The sequence below is a fragment of the Pseudomonas sp. MM213 genome (assembly GCF_020423045.1).
GTDB lineage: Bacteria > Pseudomonadota > Gammaproteobacteria > Pseudomonadales > Pseudomonadaceae > Aquipseudomonas > Aquipseudomonas migulae.
On record NZ_CP081943.1, the window covers coordinates 214,496 to 238,251 of the forward strand.

The window sequence follows — 23,756 nt, forward strand, 5'->3', positions numbered from 1 at the left end:
GGAATCACCCTGCTACGAGGAGAGAGGTAATGAAGAGTTCAGACGTTCCGAAGGCCTTGGTCATTGGTGGTTCCCTGGGAGGACTGTTCGCCGCCACGGCGTTGCGTGCGATAGGCTGGCACGTCGACATTTTCGAGCGATCCCCCGCGGCGATGGATAGCCGTGGTGGAGGCATTGTTCTGCAAGCAGATGTCCTTCAGCATTTTCGCTATGCCGGAATCAAACCGGCCAATGCACTTGGAGTCCGCTCCCATGATCGTCTGTATTTGAATCGAGCTGGCACCGTCGTGCATAAAGAGCCGATGCCGCAAACTCAGACGTCCTGGAACACGCTCTACAATTCATTGTTCTCTGCCTTTCCTGCCGAGCACTATCACCGTGGAAAGACGCTGGTTGATCTGACTCAAAATGAGCAACGAGTGACTGCGAATTTTGCAGATGGCAGCAGTGCTGAGGGAGACCTGCTGATTGGTGCCGATGGTGCGGGTTCAACCGTGCGAAGTCTGGTGTTGCCTGGTGCGCAATACACCTATTCGGGGTATGTAGTCTGGCGTGGTCTGGTTGATGAAGACGGACTTCCAGAGTTCGCCAAAGCGCAGCTTTACGAAGACTTTGTCTTTCAACAAGACCCTGAATCGTTGATGTTGGAATACATGGTGCCGGGCTTGAATGGCTCGGTTAATCCTGGCGAGCGACGGTTCAACTGGCTCTGGTATTTGAAAGCTGCCCAAGGCGCAGCATTAGATGCTGTGCTCACTGATAACAATGGTCATCGGCGTAGCCACTCCATTCCACCGGGAGCCTTGGCCGCTCAGCAGGATGCTTACCTGCGAGACATGGGTGAGCAGCATGCCAACCCGGCTTTTCGTGAACTGATTCGCCAGACCAAGGATATTTTCGTTCAAGCGATCCTTGATCTGAAAGTCCCCCAAATGGTGTTTGGTCGCGTGTTGCTGACTGGCGATGCCGCTTTTGTGCCGCGTCCTCATACGGCCGGCAGCACGGCCAAGGCAGCCCGCAATGCACTGTCCCTGGCTCAAGCGATCGACGACATTGGCGACATCGATAAAGGCTTGCTGGTCTGGCAGCAACTGCAACTTGCAGAAGGCAAGCGTATGGCGGATTGGGGGGTGAGCATGGGTGACCGGATCATGGGCATCAACTGATCCTGATTCAGCCGCTTTATCTGGATAAAGTTCGTTTACAGGCGGGGTGTTGTTGCAGTATTTCCAGGCTGGAATATAAAAAGAGGAGAAAGCTTCAGCTCGAAGCTTTCTCCTCTTTTTTGGCATCTGCATGTTTTAAGGCATTAACCATTCAGGCAAGCGCTACCGAATATCTTGTATTGCAGGTCGTGCGTTGCGCCCTTGTGATCCACATACACCATGTGCGCATCCACCGGGCCGCAAGCGTTATTTGTGTCCTCTGCAGTAGTGATGTTGATGACTTTGGCGATATCCATGTGTTCGGAGTAATTGTAGTGCTCAGGTTCAGGAGTGGCGACCTTGACGTTGGAAGCGCTTTGGGCAGAAGCGTAAACGCTAAACATCATGAGTGAGGCGAGCATTGCGTATTTCATGAGGGTGATTTCCAGAGGTTGTTTAAGAAGGAACTCTTTGTGTGCTTCTGGAGTTAATTGTGATGTCGAGCGTTAGTTTATAAAAATACCCAATTCAAATACCGGTAATTACCACAATTGATGTGTCACCAACGTGCCTGACAACAAGTGACTGATAAGTTGCATGATCGACAAAGCGCCAGGTATTGCTCACTTGTCCACTTCGTCATGAAGGCTTGAATCGGAGCAAAAAAAAGGCCGGTCAGACCGGCCAAAGGGAAATTGAGTGTTTCGCTAAAGTTATCCGCGGAGTCCGAGGATTCTGGCCGCGTTTCCACCGAGCACTGCAGCCTTCTCGCGGGGGCCCAGACCTACGCTTTCTACAAAACGCACCGGTTGTTCGTATCCCATGTCGAAGCAGTAGTCGCTGCCCAGTACCAGATGGTCGATACCGACATTGGCGATCAAATAGTCCAGAACCGGCCCGGAGTGTGAAACGGTGTCGTAGCTGAATCGCGTCAAATAGCTGCTCGGCTTTTGAGCCAGACGCCGTGTCTCGGGACGTGAATTCCAGCCTGCGTCGAGACGCCCGACGAGTATTGGCAATGCTCCACCGGCGTGGGGCAATGACACATGCAGCTGTGGGTATCGATCCAGTACTCCACCGAGAATCAGGTGTGAAGCCGCGATAGCGGTATCAAACGGGTTGCCCAGCAGGTTGCTCAGGTAATAGTTACTCAAGCGGCTGCCGCCAACCGTTTGTTGCGGGTGCAGGAACACTGGCAGTCCCAGCTGTTCAATGCGGGCAAAGACTGGTGCAAAGCGTGGATCGTCCAAGTCCAGACCGTTGATGTTGGTGCCCATATAAACGCCCCGCACCCCGGGCAGTTCGGCTGTGCGTTCCAGCTCGATAATGGCGTCGTGCACATCCAGCATCGGCAACGTCGCCAGCACCACAAAACGCAGCGGGTGTTGGCGATGAACAGTTGACGCGGCATCGTTCCAGGCACGTGCCAGGCGAGCATTGAGTTGACGATCTGCCCAGTACACCATCGGCACGCTCAAGGACAGCGCCTGAACATCGACGCCTGCGCGATCCATGTCGAGCAAGCGCGCTTGCACATCGATAAATTTCAGGGGCAAAGGCCCTAATCCGCCGGCCGGGGTAGCGAAGCTGAATGAATTTTCCTGGCGGGTATAGCTTCCACCGAAAGCTTTGCCATCACCGCCCAAGAGGTGCAAGAACTCTTCAGGATAGTAATGCGCATGGATGTCCACCGATCTCACCGGGATGTCGGCACCCCTCTTGATCGACCCCGCCGAGGCGGGTACCAAACGGGTGACCAGCAGGCCGCCCGCAGTAGCTGCCATGATGCCTAGCAGTTGGCGACGGGTCTTCGAGAGACAGCAGGGACATTGCATGGTCAATCTCCTTTTTATTGTTTTTGTTGGGCGATGAACGCCGAGACGCCTTTATTGATCAGTCGATTACTTTTGGATTTTGATTATCAATCGATAAATTGAAATAATGCAAGGGGCTTCAATTGGCCTTCGTTCCAAATCGGAATCATGGGGGAGCGTTGGTGGTGATGAACGTTCTGCTATAGTCGCGAGCTTACTGATCGCTCGATAAAAAGGAGTGGCAATGACTGACTCCACGTCTGATCCGATAGACGCGCTTGATTGGCGGAATCGCCGCAAGAGCGCCCGCGCAGGTAGTCAGAAGCCATGCAACCCCAAACCCGCTACCGATTGAGCACAGCCATGCAAGACGCCCACCGCCTGGTCATGCACAGTCGTTACCTTTACTTTTCGATCTCGGAATCCGTTTATGGATAAGTTGCTGGCGCTCAAAATGTTCGTCGAAACGGTTCGCTGTGGTGGTTATTCAGCTGCGGCGCGCAAGCTCGGCATCTCCACTTCGTCAGTGACGCGACAGGTAGCCGGACTGGAAAGTGAGTTAGGCGCCAGCCTGCTTAACCGCACCACGCGCAACACCAGCGTCACGGTGGCGGGCCAGAACTATTTCGATAAAGCCGTGGCGATCCTCGAGGCCATCGACGAGGCCGATGCCGTCGTTACCGACCGCGGCAGTGAAGCCCAGGGGCGATTACGGGCCAGCGTCCCGGTGGAATTCGGCCGACGTATCATCGCTCCCCATCTGGGGCGGTTGCTTGAGCGCCATCCTGGCCTGGAGATCAGCCTTTCGCTGAGCGACGAGGTCAGTGACCTGCTCAGCGAGCAAATCGATGTGTCCGTGCGTCTTGGTTCATCGGTTGTCAGTGATGACATCGTCAGCAAGCGAATCGGTGATTTCCAGCGTTGGGTGGTGGCAAGTCCCGAATACCTGACGCGTACCGGGCTACCCCGGAACCCGCGTGACCTGTTGGAGCATCAGTGTCTGCGTTTTGATTACCGCACGGGTCACCACAATTGGACCTTTCAGGGCGACGAAGAAGTTATCCGCTTGAATGTGCAGGGACGGTTGCAAAGCAACAACGCCGACATTCTGCGCGAGGCGGCGTTGGCCGGTGGCGGGGTGACGCTGTTGGCCGATTGGCTGGTGCGTGACGATGTCAGCGCAGGTCGGCTAACGCGGGTGCTGGAGCAGTATGAGGTCAACCCTGGCAGTGCAAGCACCTGCATCAATGCGTTGTATCTGCCCAATCATCGTGGTTCCAGCCGCATCAATGTGTTCATAGAGTTTCTCAAGGAAATACTCGCCCCCTAAGCACGTCCTGTGCATTTGACCAGACGGCGTTGCGCGTCGCTTTTGGTCGAATCGAAATGCCGGCCGATGCCATCGCGGCGCACAGCGTGCTGCCTTGATTGCGCGCTCGCGCAACAGCAGCGTTGCCGAATGCGCAACGAAGCCTTGCAGTGGGCAGCGATTCTCCCGGCGTGCCCGGGTTCGTAAAGTGATGCCCATCAACTGACCCCGGTCGTCAACGCGCCACCCCGCGGCACTGACAAATTTTTTCAATTGGAACTCGCCCCGATTCGGCCGGCTACGGCCCGCTATCGCCTGGCGAAAGTATGAGGAATGTCCCATGAAACCCCTGCAGACGGTTCCCTTGATCCTCTCGGCTCTGGCGCTGGCGGTCGTGCTCGCTGGCTGCAAGCAAGAGGCCCCCGCACAAGCGGTTACACCGCCACAGGTTGGTGTCGTGACGCTTCAATCACAAACGTACACAGTGCAAAGCGAGCTACCGGGACGTACCGCGCCGTTCCGCGTTGCAGAAGTGCGGCCGCAAGTGGACGGTATCATCGAGCAGCGTCTGTTTGACGAGGGCAGTGAGGTGAAACCCGGACAGCCGCTGTACCGCATTGATCCATCACCGTACGAAGCAGACGTCGCCCGCGCCCGCGCATCGTTTCAACAGGCCCGTTCCCTCGCAGACCGTTATCGACAGCTGATCGGAGAAAAGGCGGTGAGCCGTCAAGAGTTCGAGGATGCACAGGCGCGACAACTGACGGCGGAGGCTGACCTCAAGCGTGCCGAGATCAACCTGCGTTACACCCGTGTGCTCGCACCGATTGCTGGCCGCATCGGCCGCTCCAGCGTGACCGAAGGTGCGCTGGTGAACAACGGCCAGGCAGCGGCCATGGCATCGATTCAGCAACTCGACCCCATCTATGTCGATATCACCGAGTCATCTGCAAACCTGCTCAAACTGCGTGATGATCTCAAGCAAGGGCGCCTGGAGACGGCGGGGGCGGACGCCGCCGTGGTGAGCCTCGCGTTGGAGAACGGCAGTGCCTATGGACTGCCGGGGCGCTTGAAGTTTTCTGAGGTGTCAGTCGACCCCTCCACCGGTTCGGTGACCCTGCGCGCCGTGTTTCCCAACCCGGAGCACCTGCTACTCCCTGGCATGTTTGTGCGTGCAAAACTTCAGAGCGGCGTCCGACAAGCCGCCATCCTTGCTCCGCAGCAAGGGGTGACCCGCGACCTGAAGGGTAATCCCAGCGCACTGGTGGTCAGCGCTGATGGAACCGTTGAACAGCGTCCCCTGACGGCCAATCGCACAGTGGGCAACCAATGGCTGGTAGAGCGTGGCCTCGAAGCGGGGGATCGCTTGATCACTGAAGGGCTGCAGTTCGTCAAACCAGGCATGAAGGTCTCTGTGACTGCCGCGCAAAACGTGGCACCGGTGTTGGCCGGTGCCGTGGCTGGGGGGAACTGAACATGTCCAGGTTCTTTATCGATCGGCCCATTTTTGCCTGGGTACTCGCATTGATCGTCATGCTGGCGGGCGGGCTGGCGATCCTCAAGCTGCCCGTCAACCAATACCCTGACATTGCTCCGCCAGCGATTTCGATTCAGGTGACCTACCCAGGGGCATCGGCCCAGACCGTGCAGGACACCGTGGTCCAGGTCATCGAGCAACAGCTCAACGGCATCGACAACCTTCGCTACGTCAGTTCGGAAAGCAACTCCGACGGCACCATGGCGATCACGGTAACGTTCAACCAAGGGACTAATCCCGACATCGCTCAGGTTCAGGTGCAAAACAAACTCAACCTGGCCACACCCTTGCTTCCGCAGGAAGTGCAGCAGCAGGGGATCCGGGTGACAAAAGCGGTCAAGAACTTCCTGATTGTGATTGGCGTCGTTTCCGAAGACGGCAGCATGTCCCGCGAGGACCTGGCCAACTACGTGGTATCCAACATGCAGGATCCGCTGTCGCGCACTTCCGGCGTCGGTGACTTCCAGGTGTTCGGCGCGCAGTACTCCATGCGGATCTGGCTTGATCCTTCGAAGCTGGTCAGTTTCGGCCTGACGCCCGTCGATGTGAAAAGTGCGATTCAAGCCCAAAACGTGCAAGTGTCTTCCGGTCAGATTGGCGGCCTGCCTGCACTGCCGGGCCAACAGCTCAACGCCACCATCATTGGCAAAACCCGCTTGCAGTCAGCAGAAGAATTCAAGGACATCCAGCTCAAGGTCAATCCTGACGGCTCCGAAGTGCGTCTGGCCGATGTGGCCGATGTCGCATTGGGCGGTGAAACCTACAGCGTCAACGCCCAGTTCAACGGTATGCCGGCGTCCGGCATTGCCATCAAGCTTGCCCCTGGGGCTAACGCGCTGGACACCACCAAGGCGATCCACGACACCCTCAACCAACTGCAACCGTTTTTCCCTCGCGGTATGAAAGTGGTCTACCCCTACGACACCACGCCAGTGGTGCGCGACTCGATCCATGGTGTGTTCCACACCCTGGGTGAGGCGATCGTGTTGGTGTTCCTCGTGATGCTGCTGTTTCTGCAGAACCTGCGCGCGACCATCATCACCACGCTGACCGTTCCTGTCGTCCTGCTGGGTACGTTCGGTGTCCTCGCGGTCGCCGGTTTCACCATCAACACCTTGTCGATGTTCGGCATGGTGTTGGCCATCGGCCTGCTGGTAGATGACGCCATTGTCGTGGTCGAGAACGTCGAGCGTGTCATGCGTGAGGAGCGGTTGTCGGCGAAAGAAGCCACGATTCGCTCGATGAAACAAATCCAGGGCGCGCTCGTGGGCATCGCCATGGTGTTGTCGGCGGTGCTGTTGCCGATGGCATTTTTCGACGGGTCAACCGGCGTCATCTACCGTCAGTTTTCCCTCACCATCGTATCGGCGATGGCCCTGTCGGTGCTCACCGCGCTGGTGTTCACGCCTGCCTTGTGCGCCACGATGCTCAAGCCCCATGACCCGACGCATGGGCTCGCACGTCTCGGCTTCTTCCGTGCATTCAATCGTGGGTTTGATCGCGGCGTGCAACGCTACGAGCGTGGTGTCGCCGGAATGTTGCGGCACAAGGCGCCGGCATTCCTGGCTTACCTGTTGATCGTCGTTGGCATGGTCCTGCTGTTCAGCCGCATCCCCACTGCGTTTCTGCCCGATGAAGATCAAGGCGTGATCTTTACCCAAGTGCAGACCCCTGCCGGGTCCAGTGCCGAGCGCACGCAAAAGGTGCTCGACAGTGTGCGTCAGTATTTGCTCGCCACTCCTGAGCAGGGGGGAGGCTAACGCTGTAGACGCCGTGTTTACCGTGAATGGATTCAACTTCGCGGGGCGTGGGCAAAGCTCGGGCATGGCGTTTGTTCTGCTCAAGCCGTGGGAAAAGCGCGGTCCTGAAGATGCGGCGCTCGCGTTGGCCAAGCGCGCTCAAGCGAAATACAGAGGCATGCGCGATGCAATGGTCTTCGCCGTGGTGCCTCCAGCAGTGCGTGAGTTGGGCAACGCTTCGGGCTTTGATTTATTCCTTCAGGATCAGGCCGGCGTCGGTCACGAAGTCCTGGGGCAGGCGCGCAATCAGTTCCTGCGTCTGGCCTCCGAAAGCAAAGTGCTGACAGCGGTTCGACTCAACGGCCTGAGCGATGAGCCCCAGTATCGGTTGAAGATCGATGACCGGCGGGCGAGGGCGCAGGGCGTTTCACAAACAGACATCAACACCACACTCTCTGTGGCCTTCGGCGGCAACTACGTCAATGATTTCATTGACCGTGGCCGAGTCAAAAAAGTGTTTGTACAGGGCCAGGCCAGCGCGCGCATGTCCCCTGAAGATCTGGACAAATGGTACGTACGTAACGCCGCCGGGAAGATGGTGCCGTTTTCCGCTTTTGCCTCCGGCGAGTGGGTCTTCGGTTCTCCCAAACTGGCGCGTTACAACGGTGTGCCGGCAGAGGAAATACTGGGTGGCCCGGCACCGGGTTACAGCACGGGTGATGCCATGGCTGAAGCACAGGCCATCGCTGCTCAGTTGCCGCCTGGTGTCGCGCTGGCGTGGACGGGCTTGTCGTATGAAGAAAAGCTTTCCGGGTCTCAAGCGCCTGTCATGTATGCGCTTTCGCTGCTTGTAGTGTTCCTCTGTCTCGCGGCCCTTTACGAAAGCTGGTCCATTCCCTTGGCCGTGATGCTGGTGGTACCGCTGGGTGTTGTGGGGGCATTGCTTGCCACGACCTTGCGCGGCCTGTCCAACGACGTGTTCTTTCAGGTAGGCCTGCTGACGACAGTCGGGCTGGCGGCGAAGAACGCCATCCTGATCGTGGAGTTCGCCAAGGAACTGCATGAGCAGGGCATGGGCTATGCCGAAGCGGCGATTGAGGCGGCGCGGCTTCGTTTGCGTCCCATTGTCATGACCTCGCTTGCGTTCATCCTCGGGGTTGTGCCGTTGGCTATCTCCACCGGTGCAGGTTCTGGCAGTCAGCATGCCATTGGCACCGGTGTGATCGGCGGCATGCTGACCGCCACCGTCCTGGCCATCTTCTGGGTTCCACTCTTTTATGTGTCGGTGTCGTCACTGTTCGCACGTCGATCGTCCGTCGCTCTGGCCGCAGTCGCTCACGAAGAGGTCATGTCATGATCAAACCATTCAGTTTTCTGGTCCTGAGTTCGTTGTTGTTCAGTGGTTGCTCTCTGATCCCGGAGTACCAGCAACCTCAGGCACCGGTGGCGGCGTCTTACCCCTTGGCGCCAGTGTCACGTGATGAGAGTGCCGCAGCGCTCGATTGGCGCGAGTTCTTTTCCGATCCGGCCTTGCATCGATTGATCGAGACCGCACTGGCCAACAATCGGGATATCAGGATTGCCACGTTGAACGTCGAGGCCTATCAGGCGCGCTATCGCATTCGTCGCGCGGATCTGTTGCCGGACGTCTCGACGGCGGGCAGTGGTAGTCGTCAGCGAGTTCCGGCAGATCTGGCATCCGGTGATAAAGCCACGATCGAGAGTCAGTACTCTGTCGGGCTGAACGTGAGTTATGAGGTGGATTTGTTCGGCCGTGTGCGCAGCCTCGATCAAGCAGCATTGCAGCGTTACCTGGCCAGTGAACAAGCACAGCGTTCAGCCCGTATCGGGCTGGTGGCAAGCGTTGCAAATGCCTGGCTCACTCTGCAGGCCGATCAAGCGCTGGAGCGACTGACCAGCGATACCCTCGACACCTATGAAAACAGCTACCAGCTGACACGTCGCAGCGCTGAAGTAGGTACCGTTTCAGATTTGGCGTTGAGCCAGGCACAAACCCTGGTGCAAGGCGCGCGCGGCTCGATGGCCCGGTATCGTCGGCAGGTTGCCGAAGACCGAAACCAGTTGGTGTTGTTGATTGGAGGTGAACTCCCCGCCGATCTGTCGAGCGGTGATTGGGAGCGACAATCTTTACCTGAGGTGCCAGTGGGGTTGCCGTCGGATCTGCTCAACCGTCGGCCCGACATAGTGGAAGCAGAGTTATTGCTCAAGGCTGCCAATGCGGATATCGGCGCAGCCCGGGCTGCGTTCTTTCCCCGAATCAGCCTGACGGCGGATGCTGGCACCTCGAGCGAAGAACTGTCAGGGCTCTTCAATGGAGGCTCGGGTGTCTGGAGCTTTTTCCCCCGGATCAGTCTGCCAATCTTCAATGCGGGCCGCTTGCAAGCCAGCCTGGACGTCACTCAAGTCGAGAAAGACATACAAGTGGCGCGTTACGAAAAGGCGATCCAGTCAGCCTTCAGGGAAGTCAGCGATGGACTGGCTGCAACGCAGACCTTTGGACAGCAGATTGAGGCGCAACAAGGGCTGGTCAGCGCGAGTGCCAAATACTATCGGCTGGCGGAAAGTCGCTACCTGACAGGTATCGACAGCTCTTTGACTCTTTTGGACGCGCAACGGACGCTGTTCGCTGCACAACAAGCGTTGATCAGTGATCAGTTGGCCGAACGAGCGGCAACTATCGATTTGTACAAAGCGCTGGGAGGAGGGTGGCAGGGCTGACATGACGACCACGGATCCTCCTTTTGGCCATGAAATGGATTACTCCTGCTTTTACGCCCCACAACACAGTAGCGCCTAAGTATTCGTCTGCGCAGCGCCAAAGCAGAGGGGGCGGGAATTGGACAGAGTGATGGCCATTGGCTAACGTCAGGTAGCCTCCCTCCGAATCACAAAACGGCGGATTACCAAGGCATGCAAATCGATCTACCGCCCGAGCCGGGAAGCGAATCAAGGGAGATAGAGGCATGGAGAGTGCTGGGGCGGACTTTGATTTGATCGTGGTCGGTGGTGGGCCAGCAGGCTCTTCGGCAGCGATTCGTGCTGCGGAGCTTGGGTTGTCCACGGCGGTGATCGAAGTTTCTGGAGGTCCTCGGTTCCGACCTGGAGAATCCCTTGCGCCAGGTACAGCTCTTCTCATTTCTCAATTGCTCGGAAGTGAAGCTTTTTCTCAGCTTCCGAAAGCAACTCACGACACGATCAAATTTACGGATGACAACGCTCAAAGGCTGAATCATTTCGGTTTTGAACAAAGTGGCATTCATGTGCATCGGTTCGAATTGGACGAGGCGTTGTTGACCGCGGCGGCCAGGGCCGGCGTTCGTCTTTTTCGGCCTGCATCTGCAAGATCAATTGATTTGTGCGATGCAGGTTTAGTCACCGTTAACTCAACATGCGGTCAATTGACATCCCGAGTTGTCATTGACAGTACGGGTTCAGCCAATTGGCTTAGCAAGAAAACGGGTATTGAAGCGCTGTGTTTGAGTAACCCTCTTGAGGTCGCGTACCGCTATAGCGACTCGGTCGATGATGATATGAATCCGTCTTTTCACCTTGGCTCGCAAGGGTGGCGGTGGACATCCAATATTGGATCGGGTCGACACGTCGAGTGCGAGATGACCTTTGAAGGGCGCCGTAAAGTTCATACATCGCGTATGGGCTTCCTCAGGGCCGACAGTACTTGGCGCATTGCCGATCAATTGGCCTCGCCCCGATTTGTACTAACGGGTGATGCGGCTTGCAAGCTCGATCCTGCGGCTTCTCGGGGGGTGTATCGAGCCCTGGTTTCGGGAATGGCTGCCGCGAACGCGGTGAGTGTTTACCTTGGGCGCAACTCAACCGAGGCTCTGGAAGATTACTGCGCAATGATAACGGGGTGGTTCCTGGGCGACTGCCAACGGCTCAATGCGTTCTATCAGAGCGCATCGGGCCGGGACGACCCCATAGGCTTTGCTTCAAGAGTGGCAACTACCTTTGGAGTGGTCATATGACGCTTGAACAAGATGTTCGTAATCTGCTGGTAAAGTTGCTGGCCACCCGTTGGAAAACGGTTCTTGGCGCGCATGGTGTCAACGCGCAAACAGAGTTTTCAGCAGAACTCACCGTGGATCGTACAGTCCTTGGCTTCCATGATTTCAGTACGGATAAAGCAGCTCTTATTCAACCGGGTGATCCCGCGAGGAGTTTGCTTTATCACTGTCTGGCGAGCCCTGCGGTTCAACCATCAGGTTTGGAGCAAAGCGACTATCCGACACAGGAAGAGCTGGAACTGGTCGAAAACTACATCTACAGCCTGGTTGATGTTTCTGATCAACAACGGCGCAAATGGGTGGCGGCCGTCTTCGCTTATGAGTATCGGGAAGCCGCTGGAACACCGCATCGCATGCATGCAGACCTTGTTTTCAGTCGCACGGGTATCGCTCGTGTCGGAAATGCGCCGGCACTTTACGACCCCACGATACGCAACTATCGGCACGATACCGATCTATCACACGAAGTGCGGGTCATGCCTGCCCGCTATGCTGCCTTCCTTTGCGAGCGTGTAGAGGGTCGTGATTTTGAGGGGTGCTATTTAGGTGGTTCACAGTTTGGCGATGCGAGCCGCCAATTTCTTGTTCCGATCGTTAAGCTTTTTCCAGGTTTGAGACTGGACACCTTTACCTGTGAGACTGTTGAGTTCTCTGCTTTCCACTTCACTGATCGACTGCGCCGTCTTTTTTCCGTCGGAAAACTACCGAACATCAAGAGTGCGGACCTTAACCAACCGCCCTATACGCGCACAAGTCGCAACGACGGGTTATTGATCAACGCCGAATTGAAAGGTGCAACCCTTACAGTCTGCGCAGAACCTCAACCACTTGTGCGAGAGGTCATGGTGTCGATGGGCACCGGTGTCGGCCAGGTTCAACATGGTGCCACTGAGGTGCCTCCGAAGGGACCCGGGATCGAAGCCTATATCGAGAACAGAAGGTACTCGACACTTCGTGTTGGGCAGAAATTATTCAGCGCAGGCCTCGACTATATTTCCGCCGCCGCCATCATCGGAGTCGTGGCGGCAAACGAACGGCCGTTCCTTTCACCGCGCAACTGTTCTGAATTCATTAATATGCGTCATCAGCTGAATGATGAAACCGGCGCTGTGAATGACATAAACATCAGCATTCCTGATGCGACAGAGTTTGAGTCGATACTTGATGCAGGTCGCTATGATATAGCCCTCTACCTTGATGATATTTGCGATGGTTATGTGGCTGCCATGTATAGCAGTAATGATCACAAGTACGACGTGACACCTGCTTTTTCAATTATTACGGCCCCTGACTTTTTTCCATATGTTGGAAACCTGGAGCTCAAAAAGTTCTCAAGTAATTTTGAGGAGGGTGGCCCGTCTGCATTGTGCGAAGGACGGTTGGGCGCAAATGCACGGATGACTGACCCTGATACAGGGGCACCGATTTTTACTTCAGATGACACTATCGTTACTGCTGTCAGCAGACCACCACGCAGGGAGGGGATGGCCCACACGGAGCGAGTGGTCGATGTGTCGACTGCCTTGTCGGATGGTGCTTCGAATGTCTTTGCACCTGGTTGGGACGTGACCTACGGCAGAGACAGTGTTTTTTCGGCACCTTATTATCACACCGCCGGTTTGGGCTCGCCGTTTGTTGAAGACGCAAAGTTATGTGCTGCCGCCAACGGTATGTGGGCTGCCGCGTCGCCAGATGCATCGCGCACATTCAACCGAACTAAAACGCCGACAGCGATCCCTTTGACAGATGAGGAACTAGGGCTGCATCCAGATAGCCCGGCTGCGATAAATGGGCAGCCAACTCCTGGCTGGGACGGGGAGCATGGACCATTTTTAGTGGCGGACGGATCGAACGTGATGGTCAACTTTTCCGACATCATGAGAGCTGACTATGTCACCAATGCTCTGTCCAACAGCATATGTTTCGATAAGTTGCGTGCTGTCGGTCGGTCAGAAATGCAGCACCGAATGCGTGCACTCGCTCTTATTATCGAGAAATTAGACGGTCCAGGCGCCAGGGTTTCGAAGTCAAGTCACTGGCTTGTGGTATTCCGATCCTATGAGCGGTGGTCTGATCTAAAGACTGAAGAGTTCTTGCCCATATCGCTTCTGAATGATTATTCCGCCTCTGAAGCCAAGGTCAGAGACATGCCCGGTGGTGGCTATTTATTTGGCTTTGCTGACGGTGGTAAATCACCGCAACATACAAATGATCCAAAGAGACTCTTGGTTGCCGTGTCTTCCATCAGGTTTTTGCTTTGGGATCGGGATTCAGGCAGGGCGATCACATTTTAGAGTTTGTTGATATGGGTAGGTTGTTGTTAGTCCCGTCGTTAGTGCCATAAACAGGAGGTTTGTATGAACCCGATTCTACTTGACGTCATCAAGGTCGGATTTCATGGTGCTGCAATAGTAATGGCTATTTTGACATTCAGACTCCTTAATAAATCACTTGCCATGTGGGGGCCGGATGCGGCGTCGAAAGCGGGCGGTATTCTTGGGCGGCTTCTCAAGGAAGTGAGGATTTTCATGGGGCTTTGCCTCGCTCTGTTTTTGATAGGTGTTGGCGCACAAATTTATACGCCAACACCGCATCAAACCATGGCAAACGTAATGGTGACACCTTCTCCTTGGCCTGAAGGGCTCAAGCAATATGAGGGCTTTGTTTTAGTCAGTCATGATAAGACGAAAGTTGAAATAGTTGAGGGTTTTGCACAAATCCAGGTTGGCGATAAGGACAATATAAGGATCGGGGTGGAGAGACTCGTTAATAAACTGGGAGAGTTAAGTGATTATAATAAAACTCTTCTGCCTACTCGCACGCCTATGGGAGGGTTCGGGCAATGAAAGTCATGATTGCCATCATCAGTATTTTTTTGATGCCATTTGCTTGTGCTGACGATGCTTCGTTAGAGCTTCCTGTGGATATAAAGTCAACAATTTCCGAGAACGGTTACCCCTCCGCCGTAGAGAAATTGAAAACATACGTGGAATCCAATCCGAAAAGTTATTATGCGTATTCTGCGCTCGGAAAGGCAGCGGCCCTTGAAGGAGACTATAAACAATCAATAGACTATTTTGAGCGAGCCAAAACTATTAAGGAAACTAATGATGTTGCGGATGCGTCAATATATAACTCTATGGGTTGGGTCAGGTTTTTAAATGGTGATACCGCTGGTGCGATTGTCGATATCAATGCCGCGATCGAGAACAAAAGCAATATGGATTCCAAGGTGGCTGAGGCGGCTTATAATAATCTAGGGCTGATCTATATGTATCGCAACGAAAATGACAAGGCTAAGGAGAATTTTGATAAAGCTGTATCCGATTATAATAGCGGATATGCAAAAGATAATTTGATGCTGATGGAAAAGCTGGAAAAAAGTCGAGGGCAGCAGGCCGTCCAAAATAATATTGAAGGGGTGAAGTAAGGTGGAAGTGCGGTGTTTGTCATCTTTAATGGCAAATTTTTCGTCTTTCAAGGAAGGCTTAATATGCGCTTTCTAATTCTTGTGTTTCTTGTTCTCACGCTGCAAGCCTGCGCTCCGATATCGTATCGCGAAACCGATGAGGGAAGGTTTGAAGGCGCCTTGGATGTGCGCTGGATCAAGAATGACTATTTTCTGTTTGTTCCAAGCAAGGATGATCCGTTTCGATTTACACGTTCTAATGGTGAAGTAATTCGCCCTGGCCCCATGTATACCGATGGGGGGTCAATTCCTCGATTTTTATGGGGCGTCAATGGTTATTCCCCTTGGGGGTACGCCCCGGCTTACATAATTCACGATTGGCTTTTCGTGGCTCATGAGTGTGGTTACCCCGGGTACAAGGATTACTCGTTCAAAAATACGCACATCGTCCTGGCAGAGGGTTTGAAGGCGGTGATGGAGGTAAGTCCTGAGATTCGAAATTACTTTGTTTTTGAGTCGGTGGTTGCAGCCGTCAGTTCGCCCATAGCGAAACGGCTCTGGGAGAAGGGTATATGCAACGAACCCGTAGCTTTCAACCTGCAGGGCATTCCTGAACAAACGCCTCCTGGGGAGTTGCTGATGACAATAAAATTCAAATAGTGGCTGACGCGCAGTTCCACTCAGCTGCCCGAGGTCAACGCCGGAGTCGTGACGGGTGATGCTGTCGTTTTTGCGGCCCAGAAGCGCCTTTCGGCTTGTTACAGGCAGGTGATATCAACCCTGACCAAGAAGCCCACGGATGCCGGTCAAACATTTGCCCGCTACAATGCGTGCCTCGACCGTGACAAACCAGATAAAAAAATATGTCCTTGCCCAAACATCACCTGGAACTGCTCAGCCCTGCCCGTGACGTGAGCATCGCTCGCGAGGCGATCCTGCATGGTGCCGACGCCATTTATATCGGTGGCCCGAGCTTCGGCGCCCGCCACAATGCCTGTAACGAAGTGAGTGAGATCGCCGGACTGGTGGAGTTCGCCCGGCGCTACCACGCCCGGGTGTTCACGACGATCAACACGATCCTGCATGACAATGAGCTGGAGCCAGCGCGCAAGCTGATCCATCAGCTCTACGATGCCGGCGTTGATGCGTTGATCGTCCAGGACCTTGGCGTGATGGAGCTGGATATTCCGCCGATCGAGCTGCACGCCAGCACCCAGACCGACATCCGCACCCTGGCACGGGCGAAGTTTCTTGACCAGGCGGGCTTCTCCCAACTGGTACTGGCCCGCGAGCTGAATCTGCAAGAGATTCGCGCCATCGCCGACGAGACCGATGCGGCGATCGAATTCTTCATTCACGGCGCGTTGTGTGTGGCGTTCTCCGGCCAGTGCAACATCTCCCACGCACAGAACGGTCGCAGCGCCAACCGTGGCGATTGTTCACAGGCCTGTCGTTTGCCGTACACCCTCAAGGACGACCAGGGCCGCGTCGTCGCTTACGAAAAACACCTGCTGTCGATGAAGGACAACAACCAGAGCGCCAACATCCGTGCGTTGGTGGAAGCCGGTGTTCGCTCATTCAAGATCGAAGGGCGTTACAAGGACATGGGCTACGTGAAGAACATCACGGCCTACTACCGCCAGCGCCTGGACGACGTTCTTGAAGATCGTCCGGACCTGGCCCGTGCGTCCAGTGGCCGCACTGCGCATTTCTTTGTGCCTGACCCGGACAAGACCTTCCACCGTGGCAGCACCGACTACTTTGTCACCGACCGCAAGGTCGACATCGGTGCCTTCGATTCACCGACTTTCACTGGCCTGCCAGTGGGCGTGGTGGAGAAGGTGGGCAAGCGTGACTTGCAGGTGGTGACCTCTGAGCCGCTGTCCAACGGCGACGGTCTCAACGTGCAGATCAAGCGCGAAGTGGTGGGTTTCCGCGCCAACATCGCTGAGCCCAAGGGTGAGTTCCTCGAAGAGGGCGAGAAGCGCTATCGCTACCGTGTCGAGCCCAACGAGATGCCGGACGGGATGTACAAGCTGCGGCCCAACCATCCACTGAGCCGCAACCTGGACCATAACTGGCAGCAAGCCTTGCAGAAGACTTCCGCTGAACGTCGTATCGGTCTGGCCTGGGTCGCACAGCTGGACGAGCAACGCCTGCAACTCACCGCCACCAGCGAGGAGGGCGTCAGTGCCAGCGTGTCCCTAGACGGTCCGTTCGGTCTGGCCAACAAGCCGGAGCAGGCCCTGGACCAACTGCGTGATTTGCTCGGTCAACTGGGCACCACCGACTACCACGCCACCGGCATCAAGCTGGAAGCAACCCAGGCGTTCTTCATCCCCAACTCGCAGCTCAAAGCGCTGCGCCGGGAAGTGATCGAAGCGCTGACCGCGGCCCGTCTGCTGGCCCACCCACGGGGTGGTCGCAAGGCCGAGACAAACCCGCCGCCGGTGTACCCGGAGTCGCACCTGTCGTTCCTGGCCAACGTCTACAACCAAAAGGCTCGCGACTTCTATCACCGTCACGGCGTCAAGCTGATCGATGCAGCCTTCGAGGCCCACGAGGAAACCGGAGAAGTGCCGGTGATGATCACCAAGCACTGCCTGCGCTTCTCCTTCAACCTTTGCCCCAAACAGGCCAAAGGGGTCACCGGCGTTCGCACCAAGGTCGCGCCGATGCAACTGGTGCACGGTGACGAGGTGCTGACATTGAAGTTCGACTGCAAACCTTGCGAAATGCACGTGATCGGCAAGATCAAGGGCCACATCCTTGACCTGCCGCTACCGGGCAGCGTCGCGGAGCCGGTGGTCGGTTACATCAGCCCTGAAGATCTGCTCAAGACGATTCCTCGCGCGCCCCACTGAAAGGTGGGCTAGCCCGCATCAGGGACAGGGACGTTTCTTGATCGGTGTCAAACGGGTGGGACGGGCAGCTCTGTATTCTGTGAAACAACACTCGCGCGCCCTTGCGGATGAACGCGCGAGTTCCCATTGGGCCGAAGTTCACCGGCACTGGCGACACAATGGGATTGATGTTCCTCTCGCTGAGTCATCAGAGCCATCCCTCTCATGGTCTATCCCGTTTTTTTGACATTGCACCTGTTCGCCGCGCTGATCTTCATCGGCACGGTGTTCTTCGAGGTCCTGTTTCTGGAAAGCATTCGCAAGCAATTGCCCGACAGGGTGATGATGCTGGTCGAGCAGGGGATCGGTCGTCGAGCCCGGACGCTGATGCCGTGGGTGTTGCTGGTGTTGTTCGGCGCGGGGATCGGCATGGTCTGGCAGCGTTACTTGCCCGCTCTTGCCACGCCGCTGGCGTCCTCGTTCGGCACGCTGCTGATGGTGAAAATCGTCGTTGCCGTGAGCGTGCTCCTGCATTTTCTGGTGGCCATGATTCTGTTCAAAAGCGGGCGCATGAATGCTCGTTACCTGCAATTCATCCACGGCAGTCTGTTCTGCCATATGGTCGCCATCGTCTTGCTGGCCAAGGGCATGTTTTACCTGACGTGGTGACCGATGGTCGGCCTCTGCAAACACTTGGCTGGCGGCTTGATACAAATCAAGGAGCGATGATTGCCGATCCCGGACACTGAAGATCTGCAGCCAGTCTGGGAGACCCGTCATGCTCGATTTCTTTCACAACCCTGGCGAGCTTGTCGCTCGGTGCGATCAGGGTGTGCTCGACCCCAACTGCCATGCCGATACGCAAAAGTTTCACAACGGCATCGGCTCTCTGGATTTGCTTCGTGCCTTGCGCATCAGCCGCCAGAAACGCCGGCCGCTCTCCCTGAACTTGCGCCTGCCTTCCAGCCTCAAGCCGTCCTTTTGCACCCTTGCTGATGCCTGCGGCGAGCAGGGCGCCATCGAGCAGTACCTGCGGCGTCTGGAACACGAGATCGACCTGGTCGGTTGCCACACCCATCCAGAGCAACGGGTCGAGCAATTTCACCTGGGCGGTGGAACGCCCACCATCGCCCATATTCAGCGACTGATGGGGCATTTGCGTCGCCGGTTCAACTTTCTGGCGCATGAGTCTGGCGACTACAGCGTTGAAGTGGATTTGCATCACACCGATTGGTCGACCATGGGCGTGCTGCGTGACCAGGGATTCAATCACGTTAGCATTGGTGTTCCGGACATCGACACCGAGTGCGAGATGTCCGTGGCTTGCTACCAGAATCCGGCGCCGATCCATTCGCTCATCGATGCCGCGCGCACGTTTGGTTATCGCTCCATCAATGTCGATCTGGGATTTGGCCATGCCTGGCAAACGCCGGACAGTTTTGCGCTGAAGCTGACGACGATTATCGAGTTGGAACCCGACCGCCTGATGGTGTTCGACTACGCACGGCCGCCACGCCGCTATCGGCCTGTGCTCGGTGACAAGGCCAGGGCGTTGTGCAGCCAGGACGACAAAGGCGCGATGCGTCAGATCTGCTTCGAGCAATTGCTGGCAGCGGGGTATCACTACATCGGCATGGGGCAGTTTGTCCGGCCCGATGATGACCTGGCGATCGCTCAGGAGCGGGGCCGCTTGAGCCGCACCTGCGACGGTTTCACCCGTCACGGCTATTGCGACCACATCGGGTTCGGTGTGGGCGCCATCAGCCGGATCGACGATTTGTACACGCAAAATACCGACGCCATTGAGCGCTATCAGCGTCAGCTGGACAACGACCAGCTGCCGACAGCACGTGGCTGGCGTTTCGAGGCGGGGGAGCAGATCAGGCAAATGGTCATGGAGCGACTGGCGTGTGATCAGGAGCTGGATATCCGTGCCATCGAGCGGCGCTATGGGCTGGTGTTCCCCATGTATTTCTCATCCGTCTGGCCGTTGCTGGAGCAATTGAGTCGTGACGGTTTGATTGAATTGTCAGAGCGTTTCATCAGCATCCTTCCCGCCGGCCGGCAGGAGGTGGATGCTATCTGCAGCCTGTTTGAAAAGGAGGTGGACAGTGCAAAACATTAACCCACCTGCGAGTTGATTGATCATGAAGCCTTCATTCGATTTCAATCGTGCCCTGGTCGAAAAATATGACCGGCCCGGGCCGCGCTACACCTCTTACCCGACGGCACCGCAGTTTCATCAGGCGTTTGCCGTTGACGACTATCAGCGTGCCGCCCACGACAGCAACCAGGCCGCTGTGCCGAAACCGTTGTCGGTGTACATCCACATCCCGTTCTGCAAAAGCCTTTGTTACTACTGCGCCTGCAACAAAATCATTACCCAAAAGACCCATCGTGCCGTCGAATACCTGACGTACCTCAAGCGTGAAATCGCCATGCAGGCCGCGCTGTTCGACAGCACGCGCAAGCTTACGCAACTGCATTTGGGCGGGGGCACACCGACGTATTTGACCCAAGAACAACTGGCCGACCTGATGGACTGCCTGCACCAGGCATTCGACATGGACGACAGCGATGACCATGAGTTTTCCATCGAGGTCGACCCGCGCACCATCAGCAGCGAACAGATCCATTCGCTGCGCCAATTGGGCTTCAATCGCCTGAGCTTTGGCGTGCAGGACTTCGATCCCGACGTCCAGGCGGCGGTCAATCGCCAGCAAAGTGAAGCGCAGATTTATGCGCTGGTCGCGGCGGCGCGCGAGGCGCAATTCAAGTCGATCAGCGTCGATCTGATTTACGGCCTGCCCCTGCAAACGTTGCAGAGTTTTGACGTCACCCTCGCCAAGATCATTGCCCTGCGCCCGGACCGGATTGCTGCCTACAGTTATGCGCATCTGCCGGAGATGGTGCGCGCGCAACGGCTGATTCGCCCGGAGGACATGCCACCGCCGGAGCGCAAGCTGGAGTTGCTCGAACTGACCATTCGCCGTTTGACCGAGGCCGGTTATGTCTACATCGGCATGGACCATTTCGCCTTGCCGGATGACGAGCTGGCGCTGGCCCGCGCCCATGGCACGCTGCAACGCAATTTCCAGGGGTACTCGACCCATGCCGACTGCGACTTGATCGGCCTCGGGGTGTCTTCGATCGGTAAGGTCGGCGACAGCTACAGCCAGAGCGTCAAGGAGCTTTCGCAGTACTACGCACGCATCGATCAAGGTCTGCTGCCGGTGCATCGGGGTTATCGCCTGAGCGCTGACGACCTGTTGCGCCGCGAAGTGATCAGCGACCTGATGTGCCATGGCCGGATCGATTTCGCCAAGTTCGAAGCGCGTCACGCGATCTGCTTCACCGAGTATTTCGCCGAGTCATTGGCCCAACTTGGCGAGCACGTTCGCGACGGGCTCTTGCAGATTCACCGTGACGAGCTGGTGCTGTTGCCGCAAGGGCATTTGATGATGCGCAGCGCCGCGATGGCGTTTGATGCCTACTTGGGCGATCAGCAAAAAGGCCAGTTTTCGCGCACTGTTTGAGACATTCTGGCGCTCTGGAACGGGGATTGTCGGCAAGTTGATTTCAATCAAGGGACGGGGGCGCAATGCTCCCTAACATGGGCGCAGACCCTTTGAAATCAGCCTGCTCATGACAATCTCTTCGCCTTCGATACCTGGCAACCTGCGCATCTGGAGCGTTGGTCTGGTGGTGACGGTCTTGCTGATACTCGCGATGTTCGCGGTGGTTGAGGCCAAGTCATACGGCGACATCGAGCAGCAGCGCATCGAGAAGGTCTTCCCGCAAACCGATTCGGTTTCCGCAGCGGAAGGCCCGTTCAAGGTGCGGACGATATCAGCGGCCGGCAAGGTCATCGGTTATGTCTTCCAGAGCCTGGACGTGGTGGACATTCCGGCCTACTCGGGCAAGCCGATCAATACCCAGGTGATCCTCGACACCGCCGGTGTGATTCAGGATGCCTACGTCCTGGAACACCATGAGCCGATTCTGCTGATCGGCATCCCCGAAGAAAAACTCCACGGTTTCAGTGCCCGCTACACAGGGATCAAGGTCAGCCAGCGAGTGGTTGTCGGCCACTCCAGTGACCCGAGTGCGGTCACCGTGGATGCCATTGCCGGTGCAACCGTCACCGCCATGGTGGTCAATGAAGTCATCATGCGGGCCGCTCATGAAGTGGCCGTATCGCTCAAGCTGATCGAAGACAAGGGTGCAGTGGCGAGCAAGCCCGCCACCGTGCGCCAGGACTTTTTCGAGCCCGCCACCTGGGAGCAACTGAGCGGAAACGGCGCCATCCGCCGCTTGAACCTGACCCGTGGACAGGTCGATGCCGCCTTCAAAGGCACCGAGGCCGAAGGCGTCGACACGGCCGCGCCTGACCAGGTCGATGACACCTTTATCGAGTTGTACACCGCCGACCTGAACCCGCCGACCATCGGCCGCGCGTTGCTGGGTGACATTCAATACCGTGTCCTCATGCAAGACCTCAAGCCCGGCGAGCAAGCCATTGCTGTATTGGGACGCGGCTTGTATTCGTATAAAGGCTCGGGTTACGTGCGCGGCGGGATTTTCGACCGGGTGCAATTGCGCCAGTTCGGCAATGTCATCAGCTTTCGCGACATGGACCATCAGCGCCTCTCCGACGTGTTCGCCAAGGGCATGCCCGAGTTCAATGAGATGTCGGTGTTCATTGTGCGCAAGCAGGCGGGTTTCGATCCGGGATCGCCCTGGTCCCTGGAGTTGCTGGTACGGCGTCAGACCGGTCCGGTCAGCGGCATGTTCAGCAGCTTCGAACTGTCTTATCAATTGCCCGAGCAATACCTTGAGCGCCCCGCACCGAGTGCCGAAGAACTGGCCGCCATCGAGGAAGCCAACCGGCCGATGTGGTTGACGATCTGGTATCAGAAACACTTCCAGGTCGGTGTACTCGCCACCGCGTTGTTGCTGCTGACCGCGATCCTGTTCCTGCAGGACAAGTTCACCCGCCGCCCGCATTTCCTGCACTGGCTGCGTCGCGGTTACCTGATCTTCACCGTGGTGTTCCTCGGCTGGTATGTGCTGGGGCAGCTCTCGGTGGTCAATGTCCTGACCTTTGTCCATGCGTTGTTCGAGCACTTTCGCTGGGAGCTGTTTCTCACCGACCCGCTGATTTTCATGCTGTGGGTGTTCACCGCCGCGAGCATCCTGTTGTGGGGGCGTGGGGTGTTCTGCGGCTGGTTGTGCCCGTTCGGTGCCTTGCAAGAACTGATCAACGAAGCCGCGCGCAAGCTGAAAATCCCCCAGTACGAATTGCCCTTCGCGGTGCATGAGCGGTTGTGGGCGATCAAGTACATCATTTTGCTGCTGCTGTTCGGTATCTCCCTCGAATCCATGTCCACCGCCGAACTGTTCGCCGAAGTGGAACCGTTCAAGACCGCCATCACCCTCAGGTTCGACCGCCAATGGTGGTTTGTCCTTTACGCGGTGGCGCTGCTGGTCATCAACATCTTCACGCGCAAAGTCTATTGCCGCTACATCTGCCCGTTGGGTGCCGCGTTGGCGATCCCGACCAAGCTGCGCCTGTTCGACTGGCTCAAGCGCCGCAAGGAATGCGGCAACCCCTGCCAGTTGTGCGCCAAAGAATGCGAGATCCAGGCGATTCACCCGGATGGGCGGATCAATGCCAACGAGTGCCACTACTGCCTCGATTGCCAGATGACTTACCACAACGAACACAAATGCCCGCCGCTGATCAACAAGCGCAAGAAGCGCGGCAAACCGGCACCTGTGGCGGCGCAACTGATACCTGTCGTGGAAGTGACCGCCCCTGAATGACGCGCCCTTGTAGGAGCGAGCCTGCTCGCGATGGTCGCTAACGTTGACGCGTAATGACTGGCTCAACGCGGCGCTCTTGAGTCCATCG

16 protein-coding genes and 1 pseudogene are annotated in these 23,756 nt (G+C 56.6%); 15 read left to right on the forward strand and 2 right to left on the reverse strand.

Annotated elements, in window-relative coordinates; genetic code table 11:
* Positions 1-29: 29 nt before the first annotated feature.
* Positions 30-1,166, forward strand: coding sequence for an FAD binding domain-containing protein (locus K5R88_RS01155; protein WP_223434852.1), 1,137 nt, complete (start codon positions 30-32; stop codon positions 1,164-1,166).
* 143 nt (positions 1,167-1,309) lie between these two features.
* On the opposite strand, the gene K5R88_RS01160 is transcribed toward K5R88_RS01155, so the two are convergent.
* Together K5R88_RS01160 and K5R88_RS01165 are read right to left on the reverse strand one after the other, a co-directional pair.
* On the reverse strand, positions 1,310-1,579 hold the full coding sequence (locus tag K5R88_RS01160; protein ID WP_008037490.1) for a DUF2790 domain-containing protein: 270 nt from the start codon (positions 1,577-1,579) through the stop codon (positions 1,310-1,312).
* A gap of 279 nt (positions 1,580-1,858) precedes the next feature.
* Complete coding sequence (locus tag K5R88_RS01165) at positions 1,859-2,980, reverse strand: amidohydrolase family protein (protein WP_223555277.1); 1,122 nt, start codon at positions 2,978-2,980, stop codon at positions 1,859-1,861.
* 409 nt (positions 2,981-3,389) lie between these two features.
* Between K5R88_RS01165 and K5R88_RS01170 the strand changes: the two genes are divergently transcribed.
* The 14 genes and pseudogenes from K5R88_RS01170 to nosR all read left to right on the forward strand — a co-directional run bounded on the left by K5R88_RS01170 (position 3,390) and on the right by nosR (position 23,668).
* Positions 3,390-4,289, forward strand: coding sequence for a LysR family transcriptional regulator (locus tag K5R88_RS01170; protein WP_226299004.1), 900 nt, complete (start codon positions 3,390-3,392; stop codon positions 4,287-4,289).
* 319 nt (positions 4,290-4,608) lie between these two features.
* Complete coding sequence (locus K5R88_RS01175; RefSeq protein WP_192226428.1) at positions 4,609-5,742, forward strand: efflux RND transporter periplasmic adaptor subunit; 1,134 nt, start codon at positions 4,609-4,611, stop codon at positions 5,740-5,742.
* Positions 5,743-5,744: 2 nt separating this feature from the next.
* Positions 5,745-8,901 (forward strand): annotated as a pseudogene (locus K5R88_RS01180) (efflux RND transporter permease subunit).
* Positions 8,898-10,283 carry an efflux transporter outer membrane subunit gene (locus tag K5R88_RS01185; RefSeq protein ID WP_226299005.1) on the forward strand — a complete coding sequence of 462 codons (1,386 nt, stop codon included), beginning with the start codon at positions 8,898-8,900 and terminating at the stop codon, positions 10,281-10,283. The pseudogene K5R88_RS01180 and the gene K5R88_RS01185 overlap by 4 nt, the downstream one beginning before the upstream one ends.
* 245 nt (positions 10,284-10,528) lie before the next feature.
* Positions 10,529-11,551 (forward strand): NAD(P)/FAD-dependent oxidoreductase, encoded by a 1,023-nt coding sequence (locus K5R88_RS01190; RefSeq protein WP_226299006.1) that lies wholly within the window; start codon positions 10,529-10,531, stop codon positions 11,549-11,551.
* Positions 11,548-13,884 carry a hypothetical protein gene (locus K5R88_RS01195; RefSeq protein WP_226299007.1) on the forward strand — a complete coding sequence of 779 codons (2,337 nt, stop codon included), beginning with the start codon at positions 11,548-11,550 and terminating at the stop codon, positions 13,882-13,884. The genes K5R88_RS01190 and K5R88_RS01195 overlap by 4 nt, the downstream gene beginning before the upstream one ends.
* A gap of 63 nt (positions 13,885-13,947) precedes the next feature.
* Positions 13,948-14,436 carry a hypothetical protein gene (locus K5R88_RS01200; RefSeq protein WP_226299008.1) on the forward strand — a complete coding sequence of 163 codons (489 nt, stop codon included), beginning with the start codon at positions 13,948-13,950 and terminating at the stop codon, positions 14,434-14,436.
* Positions 14,433-15,020 carry a tetratricopeptide repeat protein gene (locus tag K5R88_RS01205; protein WP_223451222.1) on the forward strand — a complete coding sequence of 196 codons (588 nt, stop codon included), beginning with the start codon at positions 14,433-14,435 and terminating at the stop codon, positions 15,018-15,020. The genes K5R88_RS01200 and K5R88_RS01205 overlap by 4 nt, the downstream gene beginning before the upstream one ends.
* Before the next feature lie 63 nt (positions 15,021-15,083).
* A complete protein-coding gene (locus tag K5R88_RS01210) occupies positions 15,084-15,659 on the forward strand; it encodes a DUF1353 domain-containing protein (protein WP_226299009.1) in 576 nt (191 codons plus the stop codon).
* 203 nt (positions 15,660-15,862) lie between these two features.
* Positions 15,863-17,863 carry a peptidase U32 family protein gene (locus K5R88_RS01215; RefSeq protein ID WP_032832365.1) on the forward strand — a complete coding sequence of 667 codons (2,001 nt, stop codon included), beginning with the start codon at positions 15,863-15,865 and terminating at the stop codon, positions 17,861-17,863.
* Between the two features lie 204 nt (positions 17,864-18,067).
* Complete coding sequence (locus K5R88_RS01220) at positions 18,068-18,511, forward strand: CopD family copper resistance protein (protein ID WP_008032069.1); 444 nt, start codon at positions 18,068-18,070, stop codon at positions 18,509-18,511.
* Positions 18,512-18,620: 109 nt separating this feature from the next.
* Positions 18,621-19,967, forward strand: coding sequence for a coproporphyrinogen III oxidase (locus K5R88_RS01225; RefSeq protein ID WP_226299010.1), 1,347 nt, complete (start codon positions 18,621-18,623; stop codon positions 19,965-19,967).
* Positions 19,968-19,989: 22 nt separating this feature from the next.
* The gene (gene hemN, locus K5R88_RS01230) at positions 19,990-21,378 is read left to right on the forward strand and encodes an oxygen-independent coproporphyrinogen III oxidase (RefSeq protein ID WP_226299011.1); all 1,389 of its coding nucleotides are present in this window, start codon (positions 19,990-19,992) and stop codon (positions 21,376-21,378) included.
* Positions 21,379-21,487: 109 nt separating this feature from the next.
* Positions 21,488-23,668: a transcriptional regulator NosR gene (gene nosR, locus K5R88_RS01235; RefSeq protein ID WP_226299012.1), complete on the forward strand. Its 2,181-nt coding sequence runs from the start codon at positions 21,488-21,490 to the stop codon at positions 23,666-23,668.
* Positions 23,669-23,756 lie beyond the last annotated feature (88 nt).

What these genes read in the sequence shown, in the direction of transcription:
- K5R88_RS01155 (WP_223434852.1), top strand. Translation starts at nt 30, where the DNA reads ATGAAGAGTTCAGACGTTCCGAAGGCCTTGGTCATTGGTGGTTCCCTG.
- K5R88_RS01160 (WP_008037490.1), bottom strand. Translation starts at nt 1,579, where the DNA reads ATGAAATACGCAATGCTCGCCTCACTCATGATGTTTAGCGTTTACGCT.
- K5R88_RS01165 (WP_223555277.1), bottom strand. Translation starts at nt 2,980, where the DNA reads ATGCAATGTCCCTGCTGTCTCTCGAAGACCCGTCGCCAACTGCTAGGC.
- K5R88_RS01170 (WP_226299004.1), top strand. Translation starts at nt 3,390, where the DNA reads ATGGATAAGTTGCTGGCGCTCAAAATGTTCGTCGAAACGGTTCGCTGT.
- K5R88_RS01175 (WP_192226428.1), top strand. Translation starts at nt 4,609, where the DNA reads ATGAAACCCCTGCAGACGGTTCCCTTGATCCTCTCGGCTCTGGCGCTG.
- K5R88_RS01185 (WP_226299005.1), top strand. Translation starts at nt 8,898, where the DNA reads ATGATCAAACCATTCAGTTTTCTGGTCCTGAGTTCGTTGTTGTTCAGT.
- K5R88_RS01190 (WP_226299006.1), top strand. Translation starts at nt 10,529, where the DNA reads ATGGAGAGTGCTGGGGCGGACTTTGATTTGATCGTGGTCGGTGGTGGG.
- K5R88_RS01195 (WP_226299007.1), top strand. Translation starts at nt 11,548, where the DNA reads ATGACGCTTGAACAAGATGTTCGTAATCTGCTGGTAAAGTTGCTGGCC.
- K5R88_RS01200 (WP_226299008.1), top strand. Translation starts at nt 13,948, where the DNA reads ATGAACCCGATTCTACTTGACGTCATCAAGGTCGGATTTCATGGTGCT.
- K5R88_RS01205 (WP_223451222.1), top strand. Translation starts at nt 14,433, where the DNA reads ATGAAAGTCATGATTGCCATCATCAGTATTTTTTTGATGCCATTTGCT.
- K5R88_RS01210 (WP_226299009.1), top strand. Translation starts at nt 15,084, where the DNA reads ATGCGCTTTCTAATTCTTGTGTTTCTTGTTCTCACGCTGCAAGCCTGC.
- K5R88_RS01215 (WP_032832365.1), top strand. Translation starts at nt 15,863, where the DNA reads ATGTCCTTGCCCAAACATCACCTGGAACTGCTCAGCCCTGCCCGTGAC.
- K5R88_RS01220 (WP_008032069.1), top strand. Translation starts at nt 18,068, where the DNA reads ATGGTCTATCCCGTTTTTTTGACATTGCACCTGTTCGCCGCGCTGATC.
- K5R88_RS01225 (WP_226299010.1), top strand. Translation starts at nt 18,621, where the DNA reads ATGCTCGATTTCTTTCACAACCCTGGCGAGCTTGTCGCTCGGTGCGAT.
- hemN (WP_226299011.1), top strand. Translation starts at nt 19,990, where the DNA reads ATGAAGCCTTCATTCGATTTCAATCGTGCCCTGGTCGAAAAATATGAC.
- nosR (WP_226299012.1), top strand. Translation starts at nt 21,488, where the DNA reads ATGACAATCTCTTCGCCTTCGATACCTGGCAACCTGCGCATCTGGAGC.